The organism is Sphingomonas sp. PP-F2F-A104-K0414 (assembly GCF_004340945.1).
GTDB lineage: Bacteria > Pseudomonadota > Alphaproteobacteria > Sphingomonadales > Sphingomonadaceae > Sphingomonas.
Genome location: NZ_SLYD01000001.1, coordinates 527,862 through 541,291, shown reverse-complemented (window position 1 = coordinate 541,291; position 13,430 = coordinate 527,862). Strand labels below are relative to the sequence as shown.

The 13,430-nt window shown below is 65.5% G+C and carries 13 protein-coding genes; 3 read left to right on the top strand and 10 right to left on the bottom strand.

The annotated features are described in order from the left end of the window. Positions 1-16: 16 nt before the first annotated feature. The 3 genes from rpsD (at position 17) to C8J46_RS02270 (ending at position 3,415) form a co-directional block, all read left to right on the top strand. Positions 17-631 (top strand): 30S ribosomal protein S4, encoded by a 615-nt coding sequence (gene rpsD / locus C8J46_RS02280; RefSeq protein WP_056053294.1) that lies wholly within the window; start codon positions 17-19, stop codon positions 629-631. A gap of 186 nt (positions 632-817) precedes the next feature. Beyond that, on the top strand, positions 818-2,449 hold the full coding sequence (locus C8J46_RS02275; RefSeq protein ID WP_132734649.1) for a M28 family peptidase: 1,632 nt from the start codon (positions 818-820) through the stop codon (positions 2,447-2,449). Further along, positions 2,450-3,415, top strand: a complete 966-nt coding sequence (locus C8J46_RS02270; RefSeq protein WP_132734647.1) for an agmatine deiminase family protein — start codon at positions 2,450-2,452, stop codon at positions 3,413-3,415. 245 nt (positions 3,416-3,660) lie between these two features. On the opposite strand, the gene C8J46_RS02265 is transcribed toward C8J46_RS02270, so the two are convergent. The 10 genes from C8J46_RS02265 to coxB all read right to left on the bottom strand — a co-directional run bounded on the left by C8J46_RS02265 (position 3,661) and on the right by coxB (position 13,301). Continuing rightward, positions 3,661-4,530, bottom strand: a complete 870-nt coding sequence (locus C8J46_RS02265; protein ID WP_132734645.1) for a class I SAM-dependent methyltransferase — start codon at positions 4,528-4,530, stop codon at positions 3,661-3,663. Further along, complete coding sequence (gene thrC / locus C8J46_RS02260; RefSeq protein WP_132734643.1) at positions 4,527-5,927, bottom strand: threonine synthase; 1,401 nt, start codon at positions 5,925-5,927, stop codon at positions 4,527-4,529. The genes C8J46_RS02265 and thrC overlap by 4 nt, the downstream gene beginning before the upstream one ends. A gap of 219 nt (positions 5,928-6,146) precedes the next feature. Further along, positions 6,147-6,767 (bottom strand): SURF1 family cytochrome oxidase biogenesis protein, encoded by a 621-nt coding sequence (locus tag C8J46_RS02255; protein WP_277984210.1) that lies wholly within the window; start codon positions 6,765-6,767, stop codon positions 6,147-6,149. Next, complete coding sequence (locus C8J46_RS02250; RefSeq protein WP_132734641.1) at positions 6,764-7,147, bottom strand: DUF983 domain-containing protein; 384 nt, start codon at positions 7,145-7,147, stop codon at positions 6,764-6,766. The genes C8J46_RS02255 and C8J46_RS02250 overlap by 4 nt, the downstream gene beginning before the upstream one ends. Positions 7,148-7,390: 243 nt before the next feature. Beyond that, positions 7,391-8,317, bottom strand: coding sequence for a cytochrome c oxidase subunit 3 (locus tag C8J46_RS02245; RefSeq protein ID WP_132734639.1), 927 nt, complete (start codon positions 8,315-8,317; stop codon positions 7,391-7,393). Positions 8,318-8,347: 30 nt separating this feature from the next. Then, positions 8,348-8,899 (bottom strand): cytochrome c oxidase assembly protein, encoded by a 552-nt coding sequence (locus C8J46_RS02240; protein WP_132734637.1) that lies wholly within the window; start codon positions 8,897-8,899, stop codon positions 8,348-8,350. Then, entirely contained in the window at positions 8,899-9,036 is a 138-nt protein-coding gene (locus C8J46_RS20665) for a hypothetical protein (RefSeq protein ID WP_165886435.1), read from the bottom strand. Before C8J46_RS20665 ends, C8J46_RS02240 begins: the two co-directional genes overlap by 1 nt. After that, on the bottom strand, positions 9,033-9,932 hold the full coding sequence (locus tag C8J46_RS02235; protein WP_132734635.1) for a heme o synthase: 900 nt from the start codon (positions 9,930-9,932) through the stop codon (positions 9,033-9,035). Before C8J46_RS02235 ends, C8J46_RS20665 begins: the two co-directional genes overlap by 4 nt. A 548-nt stretch (positions 9,933-10,480) precedes the next feature. Beyond that, positions 10,481-12,145 carry a cytochrome c oxidase subunit I gene (ctaD, locus tag C8J46_RS02230; protein ID WP_132734633.1) on the bottom strand — a complete coding sequence of 555 codons (1,665 nt, stop codon included), beginning with the start codon at positions 12,143-12,145 and terminating at the stop codon, positions 10,481-10,483. 1 nt (position 12,146) lies between these two features. Beyond that, positions 12,147-13,301, bottom strand: coding sequence for a cytochrome c oxidase subunit II (gene coxB, locus C8J46_RS02225; protein ID WP_243643178.1), 1,155 nt, complete (start codon positions 13,299-13,301; stop codon positions 12,147-12,149). Between the last annotated feature and the right edge of the window lie 129 nt (positions 13,302-13,430).

Here is a 13,430-nt window from a genome sequence, read left to right as displayed (position 1 = left end):
TTGCCAAGGACTTACTATGTCGAAGCGTCAAAGCGCGAAGTACAAACTCGATCGCCGTATGGGCGAGAACATCTGGGGTCGTCCCAAGTCGCCGGTCAACAAGCGTGAATACGGCCCGGGCCAGCACGGCCAGCGCCGCAAGGGCAAGGTCAGCGATTTCGGTATCCAGCTGCGCGCCAAGCAGAAGCTCAAGGGCTATTACGGCGACGTGACCGAGAAGCAGTTCCGTGCGTGCTACCATGAGGCTGCGCGTCTGAAGGGCGATACCTCGCAGAACCTGATCGGCCTGCTCGAGCAGCGCCTCGACATGATCGTCTACCGCGCCAAGTTCGCACCGACGATCTTCGCGGCACGCCAGATCGTTTCGCACGGCCACATCCGCGTCAACGGCGTGAAGTGCAACATCGCCTCGCGTCGCTGCTTCGTCGGCGACGAGATCACGCTGGGTTCGAAGGCGCAGGAAATGGCGCTGGTCATGGAAGCCCAGAGCCTCGCCGAGCGTGAGATCCCCGACTACGTCGCCACCGACGGCGCGGCCAAGGTCACCTTCACGCGCGTCCCGACGCTCGACGAAGTGCCTTACCCGGTGAAGATGGAACCAAATCTGGTCGTCGAGTTCTACTCGCGTTAAGTTGAGTAAATTCGTCGATTGGCCGGCGGTGCTCAAGCACCGCCCGACGACGTGGCTTTGCCACGGCGCGGTTTGGAACGGAAAAGGGCGGTCCTGCGGGGCCGCCCTTTTTCGTTGCCCATTTCGCCGCGTGGACATGGGCCCCCAGCTTTGCCAGAACGCGCGCAACTCATCGGGGAAATGACCATGCGCGCTGCCATCCTGTCTCTGTTGCTGCTCGGAACCGCCGCGTCCGCGCAGACTACCCCTGCGATCTCGGTCGAGACGTTGAAGACCGTCACGCAGGTTCTGTCGTCGGACGCCTATGAAGGCCGCGCGCCGACCACGCCCGCGGAAGCGAAGACGGTCGCGTATATCGTCGAGCGGATGAAGGCGGCGGGGCTTAAGCCCGGCAACAAGGGGGCTTGGACGCAGGACGTGCCGATGGTCCAGATCACCGCCGGCAACGTGCAGCCCTATGTCTTCACCGGCGGCAAGACGCCGGTAAGTCTCAACTTCCGTACCGACATGGTCGCTGGCACCTATCGCGTCGTGCCGAAGGTTTCGGTGGCGAACAGCGACGTCGTGTTCGTCGGCTACGGCATCACCGCGCCCGAAAAGGGCTGGGACGATTATGCCGGCACCGACGTGAAGGGGAAGACCGTGGTCATCCTCATCAACGATGCCGACTGGCAGACGATGTCGCGCGAGGGGCCTTTCGAGGGCCGTGCAATGACGTGGTACGGGCGCTGGCCGTACAAGTTCGAGAATGCGGCCAAGCACGGCGCAGCGGCGGCGATCATCGTCCATGATACCGAGCCGGCGGCCTATCCGTGGGCGGTGGTCCAGTCGTCCTGGACCGGGCCGCAGCTCGAGCTGGACGAGAAGGGCGATCATCTCGACCAGTCGCAGATCGTCGGCTGGATGCAGCGCGCGGCGGCGGAGCGCGTGTTTGCGAGCGCGGGCAAGGATTACGCGACGCTGGCGGCGGCGGCGAAGGTGAAGGGGTTCAAGGCGGTGCCGCTCGGGCTGAAGTTCGGCGGTGGGTTCGACAACACGATCAAGCGGCAGGCGTCGAAGAACGTCATCGGCGTGCTGCCGGGGACGGCCGCGCCCAATGATTACGTGATGTATTCGGCGCATTGGGACCATCTCGGGCACTGCGATCCGGTCGATGGCGACGACATCTGCAACGGCGCGTCGGACAATGCGAGCGGGGTCGCCGGGCTGGTGGCCTTGGCCGAGGCTCAGGTGAAGGCGGGGTCAGCCAAGCGCTCGATCGCGTTCCTGGCGGTGACGGCGGAAGAGTCCGGGCTGCTCGGGTCGCGCTATTATGCCGAGCATCCGATCTATCCGCTCGCGCATACCGTCGGCGGCGTGAACATGGACGTGCTGAACGTCGACGGCCGCGCGAAGGACTTCGTGCTGACCGGCGCGGGGAAGTCGGAGATCGAGGACCTGGTGAAGCCGTTCGTCGCTGCCGAGGGCCGCGTGATCGGCGTCGAGGCGAATCCTGAGCGCGGCGGCTACTACCGCTCCGACCATTTCAGTTTCGCCAAGCTGGGCGTCCCGATGCTCGATGGCGGCAGCGGCGAGGATCTGGTCGTCGGCGGCACCGCGGCGGGGCATGCCAAGCGCGAGGATTATGTCGCGCATCGCTATCACAAGCCCGCCGACGAATATGACGCCAAGTGGGACTGGTCGGGTGCGGTCGAGGATCTGACGATCTATTACGGGCTAGGGCGCAAGCTCGCGGACGATACCAGTCTGTGGCCGAACTGGTATAAGACCGCCGAATTCCGCGGCATCCGTGACCGCGATCGCGCAGGAGCCAAGTAAGTGACCACGATTACGCCAGCAGAGTGGGCGCACCACAAGGCCGTCTGGATCGGCTTTCCAAGCCATGCGGACCTGTGGCTGGAGGATCTGGAGCCGGCGCGGGACGAGGTCGTCGCGTTCGCCAAGGCGGTGCATGCCGGCGGCAAGGGCGAGACGGTGATCCTGGTCGCCGCCGATGTCGGGTCGGCGACCACCGCCAAGCGGCTGGCGCCGTTCGCGGACGTGGTGGTCGAGCCGTTCGGCGATATCTGGCTGCGCGATACCGCGCCGATCATCGTCGGCGACGGCAGCGCGCGCGACTTCCGGTTCAACGGCTGGGGCGGGAAGTACGACCTGCCCGGCGACGACACGATCGGGCAGCGGCTGGCAGAAAGCCGGCACAAGCAGGTCGAGGCGTGCGACTGGGTTCTCGAGGGCGGCGCGATCGATGGCGATGGCACCGGGACGGTCGTGACGACGCAGCAGTGCCTGCTCAACCGCAACCGCAATCCGTCGCTGACCAAGGCGGAGATCGAGGCGCGGCTGGCGTCGGATCTTGGCTACACTCGCGTGGTGTGGCTGGGCGACGGGTTGGTCAACGATCATACCGATGGCCATGTCGACAACCTAGCGCGGTTCGTCGGCGAGGGGCGCGTGGCGATCCCCAAGGCGACCGACAACGATCCGAACTGGCAGGTGTACCAGAACGCCGCGCGTGATGCCGAGGCGGCCGGGCTGGAGGTCGTGACGATCCCGTCGCCGGGCCGCGTGCTGCGCGACGAAGAGGTCGTACCGGCGAGCTACATGAACTTCTATATCGGCAACGCCGCGGTGGTGGTGCCGTTGTACGGCGCCGAGAACGACCAGGCGGCGGTCGTGGCGATCCAGGCGCTGTTCCCGGACCGTGAGGTGGTGGGGCAGCGTGCGGACCATATCCTGACCGGGGGCGGGAGCTTTCACTGCATCTCGCAGCAGATTCCTGGCTGAGTCCTATTCTTGTTCCCCCGCGAAGGCGGGGGCCCAGGGTCACGAGCGATTTCGTTTCTGCCTCCTGGATCCCTGCCTGCGCGGAGGAACGGCGCTCGAGGCGCGCTCAACTATTGAATTAAAAGCACCACCCCGGCGAAGGCCGGGGTCCAGTTGGAAAGGTTGCAGTAACGAAGGACAGCGCGCAGTTAACTCCGTCCCCCAACTGGGCCCCGGCCTCCGCCGGGGTGGCTAGGTGGGCGGGCTCAGCGGCTCCAGCGGGCCCAGATTGCCGTCGGTAATACTAGGCCACGCGCTTCTTCGCGGACGCCGAGTTCACCGACTTCGACCTTGCCGGGCAAGTCCGCGAACACCTGGTTCAACAACTCGCCGATCGCGAGCGCGGACATCCGCACCGCGTAGACCGTCAGGAACAGGAAGCGGGAGTTCTCGTCGAGGAGTTTCCGACAGTCGGCGATAAGCTTGGGAAGGTCCTCTTCAAGCCGCCAGACCTCACCCTCCGGCCCACGCCCATATTTCGGCGGATCGAGCAAAATCCCATCATACCGCCGCCCCCTCCGAACCTCCCGCGCGACAAACTTCGCCGCATCATCCGTCATCCAGCGGATCGGCGCATCGGCCATGCCCGACAGTTTCGCGTTCGCCTTGGCCGCCTCGACCGACTTCTTCGAGGCATCGACATGCACCATGCGGACGCCCTTGGTCGCCATCGCCAGCGTGCCGACGCCGGTATAGCCGAACAGGTTCATGCATTCGGGCGACTCGAGCCCCGCGACGCGCTCGCGCATCCAGCTCCAGACCGGCGCCATGTCGGGGAAGAAACCGAGGTGGCGAAACGGCGTGGTCTGCGCGGTGTACGACACCTCGTTCCACTTGAGCGTCCAGCCTTCGCGGGGGACGGGCTCGGAGAACTCCCAGCGGCCGCCGCCATCTTCGTCGGAGCCGGGGACGAATTCGCCCTGCGCCTGCCAGTCGGTCGAGGCAGGGGCCCACATCGCCTGCGGTTCGGGGCGGATGAAGCGGAAGCGGCCATAGCGTTCGAGCTTCTTGCCGTGCCCGGAGTCGATCAGGCCGTAATCCGCCCAGGGCTCGCCGATGAGGGTTTCTAGCTTCATGCCGACGGCTTCGCGCGCTCGGTGATGTAGGCGGTGATCGCTTCGAAGGTCGCGGGCAGCGTGGCGTAGCGCTCCTCGCGGTCGAACAGGTCGCCGACGCGGGTTGGCAGCGAGGGGCGGACGCCGGTCGCGCGCTCGACCGCGTCGCCGAACTTGGCGGGGTGCGCGGTGGCGAGCGTTACGATGGGAGCGCCGGCGGGGACGTCGGTGCGCAGCGCGGCGGCGAGGCCGATCGCGGTATGCGGGTCGATCACTTGCCCGGCATGCTCGTGTGCCCAGCGCATCGCCAGCGTCATGTCGTCGAGGTCGATCCGCTCGCTCTGGAAGAGGGCGGAGGCACCTTGCGACTGCGCGTTGGTGAGGCGCATCGCTCCCGAGGATTCGAAGCCACCCATCTGTGCCGCCAACGCCGCGCCGTCGCGGTCGCCGAGGTCGAACAACAGGCGTTCGAAGTTCGAACTCACCTGGATGTCCATCGACGGGGTCGGGGTCTGCTGGACGCCGCCCTTCGAATAGTCGCCGGTGCTGAGCGCGCGGTGGAGGATGTCGTTGACGTTGGTCGCGACGACCAGCTTGGCCACCGGAAGCCCCATCTTTGCCGCGACATAGCCGGCGAACACGTCGCCGAAATTGCCGGTCGGGACGGCGAACGCGACCTCGCGATCCGGCGCGCCGAGGCGGACGGCGGCGTAGAAGAAATAGACCACCTGCGCCATCAGGCGGGCCCAGTTGATCGAGTTCACCGCCGACAGCGCGAACTTGGTCGAGAAGGCGCGATCGTTGAACATCGCCTTCACGAGCGCCTGCGCATCGTCGAAGCTGCCTTCGATGGCGATGTTGTAGACGTTGGGGCTGAGCACCGTGGTCATCTGGCGGCGCTGCACGTCGGAGATCCGGCCGACCGGGTGGAGCATGAAGATGTCGATGCCGTCGCGCCCCGCGACCGCGTCGATCGCGGCCGAGCCGGTGTCGCCGCTGGTCGCGCCGACGATCGTCAGGCGCTTATCGGTGCCGGCGAGGAAGCGCTCGAAGAACAGCCCGAGCAACTGGAGCGCGACGTCCTTGAACGCGAGCGTCGGGCCGTGGAAGAGTTCGAGCAGCCACTGGTCGTGGTCGAGCTGCACGAGCGGAACGACTGCGGCGTGCGAGAACCGGCCATAGGCCTGTTCGCAGAGTGCCTTCAGTTCCTCGCGCGTCATCGCGTCGCCGATGAACGGCGCCATTACCGCGACCGCGGTGTCGACATAGGACAGCCCGGCGAGCGCGGCGATCTCGTCGCGGGTCATCGTCGGCCACGCGTCGGGGAGGTAGAGGCCGCCATCGGAGGCGAGGCCGGCGAGCGTCGCCGCTTCGAAATCGAGGATCGGCGCCGAGCCGCGGGTGCTGATGTAACGCATGGCCAAGCCGGTTAGCGAATGGGGGGGGAGGCGACAAGCTTTCGGCGAGTACGGTGGGCGATCCCGTCGGTTCCCAGTCCCGAGTCCCTTACCTCAGCCGGCAGTCCGTTGCCCCTAGCCCCATTCCGTCACCCCAGCGAAAGCTGGGGTATCTCACGAGGCAGATGACGCGTGCCACACGGGGATATCCCAGCTTTCGCTGGGATGACGGTGTTTGGTTTATCGTACGTCTGGTCCCGTTCGTGACCTGCGGCGCAGCGCGAGGGCGTAGATGATCGCGGCGATGGCGGCGAAGAAGAACCACTGGCCTGCATAGGCGAGGTGGTTGTTCGGGACCGACGCGATGTCGGGCTTGCCGTTGGGGCTGAGGCCGGCCTGCGGGGTGTCGGCGACCAACATCAGGCGCTGCGGGGTGTGATCGAACAGCGATCCGATCAGCGAACGGCCGTCGGGGGCGTGGCTGATGTAGCCGGAGACTTCGCCGCCGGCCCAGGTGACCTCGGCCATCGGATCGCGCGTGGTACCGAGCTGGACGATCATGCCGGGGCCCTCGGCGCCGGTCCGGCACTCGGCGATCGCGCGGAAGCCCGACTTGCCGGCGCCGGCGAGTTTGATCCCGGTCGGCTGGAGGCAGAGGCCGGAGGCGCGGCGGAACAGGAGCGTCTCGTCGGGGAAGCGCGGGAAGGCCATCGTCGGTTTGGCGGGGTTGGCGGCGAGCTGGGCAAGGAACGCTTCCTTTTTCGGGAGGCGGTCGAGGAGTTGCCACAGACCGAGGCCGATCATCGCCGCAATTGCGAGCGTGACGAGGATGGTGGGGATGATCGGGATGCGTCTCGTCACGGGTCGATTCGGCCTTCGCGGGCTGCGTTGCGGTATTCGGCGGACATGAGGGCGCCCTTTGCCGCTCTTAGGGACAACACGACTCCGCCGGCGGTAAAGGGGATCCAGATCAGCATGTGGAGCCAGAGCGGAGGGTGGACCTTGAGTTCGAGCGTGATTGCGAGGGCCACGACGAGGGCGCCGAGAATCAGGGTCAGGAATGCGGCAGGGCCGTCGCCGACGTTGAACTTACTGAAGTCGAGACCGCAGTTCGGGCAACGGTCGGTGAAGTTGGACCATTTCTCGAAAAGCGTGGGCTTGCCGCAGCGAGGGCATATGCCTTTCAACGCGACCTGGGCGATCGTGGGGGCGGTGGCGAGGGGGTATGGATCTTCGGTCATGCGGTCAGCGCTCCACCTCTTTGTTTCCCCGCGAAGGCGGGAACCCAGACTGGGCTCCCGCCTTCGCGGGAGAACAAGGGGCGGCGGGATCGTTGGCTTGCGGCAGTGCGATACCGGCAAAACCCACCACCCCGGCGGAGGCCGGGGCCCAATTGGGGGACGTTGCCAACGGAGGACCGCGCTTCGTTACCGCAACCTCACCAATTGGGCCCCGGCCTTCGCCGGGGTGGTAATTAGTAACCCTCAACCCCCGTGGACGGGTGCGCCCCAGCCGCCCCAGACGTAGACGGTGACGAACAGAAACAACCACACGACGTCGACGAAGTGCCAGTACCAGGCCGCCGCTTCGAAGCCGAAGTGCTGGCGCGGGGTGAAGTCGCCCTTGTACGCGCGGACGAGGCAGACGATCAGGAAGATCGTGCCGATCAGGACGTGGAAGCCGTGGAAGCCGGTCGCCATGAAGAACGACGCGCCGTAGTTGATGCCCTTGAACGGGAACGGCGCGTGGGCATATTCGTACGCCTGGATCGAGCTGAACAGTACGCCGAGGATCACGGTCAGCCACAGGCCCTTGAGCACGCCGTCGCGGTTGCCGACGCCGATTAGGCCCCATGCACCGATCTTCTCGCCGCCGCGCTGGTTGTGGATCAGCGCGTGGTGCGCCCAGGTCACCGTCGTGCCCGAGGTCAGCAGGATCAGCGTGTTGAGCAGCGGCAGTTCGAACGGGTTGATGACCGTCAGGCCCTTTGGCGGCCACTGCGCGACGATCGCCGCGCCGCCTTCGACGGCGCGCGTGACGCTGCCGTCGGCATAGGTCATCGCGGTCGGGAACAGCGAGAAGTCGAAGAATGCCCAGAACCAGCCGACGAAGAACATCACTTCGGAGGCGATGAACAGGATCATGCCGTAGCGGAAATGGAGCTGGACGACCGGCGTGTGATCGCCCGCATGCGCTTCCTTGATGACCTGCGCCCACCAGCTGTAGAAGGTGAAGAGCAGCCCGGTCAGGCCGATGAAGAAGATCCAGCCGCCGCCATTGGGCTTTTCGATATGGCCGCCGTGCATCCACATGATGCCGCCGACCGCCATGATCAGCGCGGAGAACGAGCCGACCAGCGGCCAGATGCTCGGCGGCAGGATGTGGTAATCATGGTTCTTGGCGCCGGCCATCGGTACTCCCCTATTTTCTTTGGCGACGTTCTAGCTGGCTGTTTTGGCAGAATCCACCGGGTAAAACGTATAGCTCAGCGTGATCGTCTGGATATCGGCCGCGTCGGGGTCGGTCAGGATCTTCGGATCGACGAAGAAGATCACCGGCATCCGCGCGGTCTCGCCGGGCTTGAGCGTCTGCTGGGTGAAGCAGAAGCACTGGATCTTGGTGAAATACTTGCCGGCCTGCGCGGGCTGGACGTTGAACGTCGCGGTGCCGGTGAGTGGCTTGTTCGAGGTGTTCGTGGCGGTGAAGAACGCCATGTCGCGCGCGCCTACGTCGATCGTGTCGGAGCGATTCTCGGGCACGAACTTCCACGGGAGTTTCGGGCTGACGTTGGTGTCGAAGTCGACCGTGATCTTGTGATCGACCGCGCCGGGGGCGACGAGCCCGCGCTGCGTCGTACCGTTGAGGCCGGTGACCGAGCAGAACAGGCGATAGAGCGGTACGCTGGCCCAGGCGAGCCCGGTCATGAAGCAGATGAAGAGCACCGCGAGCGCCGCAGTACGGTTGGTCCGCGACATAGCCTTCCAGCCGGCCATCAGTGCGGCATTCCCGCGCGGATCTTGGCGATCGAGATGGCGAAGACCAGGATGACGAACGCACCGAGGAGCAGCGCCATGACGCGCGCGCGACCGCGCTGGCGGCTGCGGATCAGGTCGGGATCGGGCAGGCTCATGCGAACCACCGGTCGACGACCAGCGCGCCGAACATCACGAACAGATACAGGATCGAGTATTTGAACAAGGCCTTCTCCGGTTTCATCGCATCGTCGGCATGTGTGGTGCGTTTGGCGACGCGGACGGCAAGCACCGCGAACCAGCCGGTGAGCAACACAGCTGCGATCCCGTAGATCGCGCCGGTCAGGCCGAGTGGCCAGGGTAGGATCGCGACCGCTGCCATCGGGATTGTGTAAAGCCCGATCTGCGTCCGCGTGGTGCGCTCGCCCGAGACGACGGGGAGCATCGGCACGCCCGCGGCGGCGTAATCGCTCTTCATGAACAGCGCGAGCGCCCAGAAATGCGGCGGCGTCCAGAGGAATACGAACAGGAACAGCAGGACGGGGAGCAACGCGACATCACCGGTCGCCGCGGCCCAGCCGATCAGCGGCGGGAACGCGCCCGCGGCACCACCGATCACGATGTTCTGCGGCGTGCGGCGCTTCAGCCAGACGGTGTAGACCAGCACGTAGAACAGGATCGAAACCGTGAGGATCGCGGCCGCGACGAGGTTGACCGCGATGCCCATGAACAGGACCGAGAACGCGCCGAGCCCGACGCCGAAATGGAGTGCCGCCTGACGGTCCATGCGGCCATCGGGAAGCGGGCGCTTCTGCGTGCGGCGCATCACCGCGTCGATGTCCGACTCGTACCATTGGTTGAGCGCACCCGCCGCGCCGGCGCCGAGCGCGATGCAGAGGATCGCGGTGAAGCCGATCACCGGATGCACCGAGGTCGGCGCGGCAAGCATGCCGCAGAGACCGGTGAAGACGACGAGCGTCATCACGCGCGGCTTGGTCAGCGCCAGGAAATCGCGCCAATGCGCCGGTGGCAGAAGGGGAGTTGCGGGAGTCATGGTTCGGGTACGCTATACGCGTTGAAAGGCTTGGGGGAAAGCGGTGCTAGTGCGCGAGGAACGGCCGCTTCCCACGACCGTCACCCCAGCGAAAGCTGGGGTCTCCCGCGTTGTGCGTGACGGGAATCTCAGGATGAGACCCCAGCTTTCGCTGGGGTGACGGGATCAAGGCAGGGGTGCTGGCTTTTTCGCGCGCTAGCTCATGGGCTCGCTCGCTGCTCGTTAACCCGATAGCCCGCTAGCACGACCCTGCCAGATCGGCGAGCGGTCGACCCATTCCCACCGTCATCCTGACGAAAGTCAGGACCCAGAGCCATGGAGGGAGACGCTTTTGACCCTGGGTCCTGACTTTCGTCAGAATGACGTGGCGCGGCGGGGGAGCGTTCGCGTGTCGACGCCAGCGGGTACTGCCTTCCCTAATAAAAAACGCCCCGGGTTTCCCCGAGGCGTTCTTACCTTGGCTGGCCCCGACACGGGAGCAAGTCCCGTGTCGTCGGACGCGGCCTCGCCGCGCCGGCCGGGCGGGGGCCTGATGGCCCTGATCTGCCTCAATCGATCCGCGGCAGCGTCTCGAACTGATGGTACGGCGGCGGCGAGGAGATCGTCCACTCCAGCGTCGTCGCGCCGTCGCCCCAGGGGTTGTCGCCCGCCGGCTTGCCCGCGACCAGCGACCAGATCAGGTTGACGAAGAACACCACCATGCCCGCGGCCATGATCATGTAGCCGACCGACGCGACCGTGTTCCAATGCTCGTACTGCGGCGTGTAGTCCGGGATACGGCGCGGCATGCCCTGGAGACCCAGGAAGTGCATCGGGAAGAACATCACGTTCACGCCGACGAAGAACACCCAGAAGTGCAGCTGGCCGAGGAACTCGTTGTACATCTTGCCGGTCATCTTCGGGAACCAGTAATAGAACCCGGCGAACAGCGAGAACACCGCACCAAGGCTCAGCACGTAGTGGAAATGCGCCACCACGTAGTAGGTGTCCTGCATGTAATCGTCGATGCCACCATTGGCGAGCACGACGCCGGTCACGCCGCCGACGGTGAACATGAAGATGAAGCCGATCGACCACACCATCGGCGTCTTGAAGGTGAGCGAGCCGCCCCACATCGTCGCGATCCACGAGAAGATCTTGATGCCCGTCGGCACCGCGATGACCATCGTCGCCGCGGTGAAGTACATCTTGGTGTTCACGCTGAGGCCGGTGGTGAACATGTGGTGCGCCCACACGACGAACCCGACCACGCCGATCGCGACCATCGCGTACGCCATGCCGAGATAGCCGAAGACGGGCTTGCGGCTGAACGTCGAGATGATCTGGCTGACGATGCCGAAGCCCGGCAGGATCATGATGTAGACTTCGGGATGGCCGAAGAACCAGAACAGATGCTGGTACAGCACGGGATCGCCGCCGCCGGCCGGATCGAAGAACGTCGTCCCGAAGTTGCGATCGGTCAGCAGCATCGTAATCGCCGCGGCGAGCACCGGCAGTGCCAGCAGCAGCAGGAACGCGGTGACGAGCATCGACCACACGAACAGCGGCATCTTGTGCAGCGTCATGCCCGGCGCGCGCATGTTGAAGATCGTCGTGATGAAGTTGATCGCGCCGAGGATCGACGATGCGCCCGCGAGATGGAGCGCGAGGATCGCCATGTCGGTCGACGGCCCAGGCTCGCCATACGTCGAGAGCGGCGCGTAGAGCGTCCAGCCGTTACCAGCACCTCCGAAGAACGGTGAAGCCAGCAGCAGCGTGAAGGCGGGGATCAGCAGCCAGAACGACACGTTGTTCATGCGCGGGAACGCCATGTCCGGCGCACCGATCATGATCGGCACGAACCAGTTGCCGAAGCCGCCGACCATCGCCGGCATGACCATGAAGAACACCATGATCAGGCCATGCGCGGTGATCAGCACGTTCCAGAGATGGAGCGATTCGTCGAGGCTGGCGGGGCCGCCATGGAGCATGCTCGCCCAGCCCTGCAGATACTGGATGCCGGGATGCGCGAGCTCGGCGCGCATGAGCCCCGAAACCGAGCCGCCGATGATCCCCGCGACGATCGCGAAGATCAGGTACAGCGTGCCGATGTCCTTGTGGTTGGTCGACATGAACCAACGCGCGAAGAAGCCCGGTTTGTGATCGGTATCATGGTGATGGTCGTGCGCTTCGTGCGAAACGAACGCCGACGGATGGAGAGCGGTGTCGGTCATCTTACTGTCCCGCGTTGCCGGCGCCGGCCGGGTTTGAGGTGGCGCCCTGCGTCGTTGCGGGGGCTGCGGTTGTCACGTTCTCGACCGGGCCGGTAGCGTTCGCCGTCTCGGCGGCCTCCTCGACCTTCGCCGCGGAGCCGTCGGCGCCGGGCTGCGGGATGACCTTGTCGGACGCCTTGCCGGGAGTCGGCATCGTGCCGCCCTTGGCCTTGACCCAGGCCGCATATTCGGCGGGCGGAACCGCCTCGACCGCGATCGGCATATAGCCGTGGCGCGCGCCGCACAGTTCCGAGCACTGGCCGAAATACAGGCCGGGCTTGTCGATCGTGAAGCTGGTCTCGTTCAGGCGGCCGGGGATCGCGTCGAGCTTGATCCAGAACGCCGGCACGGCCCAGCTATGGATCACGTCGTTCGACGTCGTGATCAGGCGGATCGGCACGCCGACCGGGAGGACGATGCGGTTGTCGGTGGCGAGCAGCTTGGGGCCGTCGGCATCGGTGCGGCCACGCTCGCCAGCGGCGACGTCAGCTTTTTCCTTCAGCATGTTGGCGGTGATCTCGAAGCCGCCATTGTCCGGATACTGGTAGGTCCAATACCATTGGTTGCCGATCGCCTTCAGCGTCACCGCGCCCGACGGGGCCGGCTTGAACTGGGCTTGCAGCAGACCGATCGACGGGACCGCGATCAGGACGAGGATCACCACCGGGGCGAGCGTCCAGAGGATCTCGATCGCGGTGTTGTGGCTGGTCTTCGACGCGACCGGGTTGCGCGCCTTGCGGTAGCGGAACGACACCCAGAAGAGCAGCGCAAGCACGAACAGCGAGATGATCGTGATCGTCGGCACCAGGATCGAATTGTGCATCCAGTGCGCGAACTGGCCGTTCTTGGTGACCTGCGGCTGGAGCCCGAACAGGCCGTCCGTGGGCTGGCCGATCATCGGCTTGACCGTCATCGCGGGCGCACCGTCCATCGCGAGCTCGGGACTGGACGGGTTGGCGGTCGGGGTCGCAGCGGCGGTTGTCGGAGCGGTGTTCGACACGCCTCCCGGTGCCGCGGCAGCCTGCGGTGTGGGTGTGGCTGCTGGCGTCGTGCTCGCAGGCTGGGCCGCATGCCCGGCGACACCACCGAGACTCGCCAGTGCGAGCCCCGCTGCCATCGCAAATCCTCTCATCCCCATCTTGCGCATCGTTATTCTTGACCCCGGTTTATAGCGAACCCGATATCACGGACGCGCGGATGTCTGCTTATCATTTGGCAGGAGCTATACCCAGCGGGGGGGCTCGCC

Coding starts and splice junctions, on each gene's coding strand:
- rpsD (WP_056053294.1), top strand. CDS start 17: ATGTCGAAGCGTCAAAGCGCGAAGTACAAACTCGATCGCCGTATGGGC.
- C8J46_RS02275 (WP_132734649.1), top strand. CDS start 818: ATGCGCGCTGCCATCCTGTCTCTGTTGCTGCTCGGAACCGCCGCGTCC.
- C8J46_RS02265 (WP_132734645.1), bottom strand. CDS start 4,530: ATGAAGCTAGAAACCCTCATCGGCGAGCCCTGGGCGGATTACGGCCTG.
- thrC (WP_132734643.1), bottom strand. CDS start 5,927: ATGCGTTACATCAGCACCCGCGGCTCGGCGCCGATCCTCGATTTCGAA.
- C8J46_RS02250 (WP_132734641.1), bottom strand. CDS start 7,147: ATGACCGAAGATCCATACCCCCTCGCCACCGCCCCCACGATCGCCCAG.
- C8J46_RS02245 (WP_132734639.1), bottom strand. CDS start 8,317: ATGGCCGGCGCCAAGAACCATGATTACCACATCCTGCCGCCGAGCATC.
- C8J46_RS02240 (WP_132734637.1), bottom strand. CDS start 8,899: ATGGCCGGCTGGAAGGCTATGTCGCGGACCAACCGTACTGCGGCGCTC.
- C8J46_RS20665 (WP_165886435.1), bottom strand. CDS start 9,036: ATGAGCCTGCCCGATCCCGACCTGATCCGCAGCCGCCAGCGCGGTCGC.
- C8J46_RS02235 (WP_132734635.1), bottom strand. CDS start 9,932: ATGACTCCCGCAACTCCCCTTCTGCCACCGGCGCATTGGCGCGATTTC.
- ctaD (WP_132734633.1), bottom strand. CDS start 12,145: ATGACCGACACCGCTCTCCATCCGTCGGCGTTCGTTTCGCACGAAGCG.
- coxB (WP_243643178.1), bottom strand. CDS start 13,301: ATGGCAGCGGGGCTCGCACTGGCGAGTCTCGGTGGTGTCGCCGGGCAT.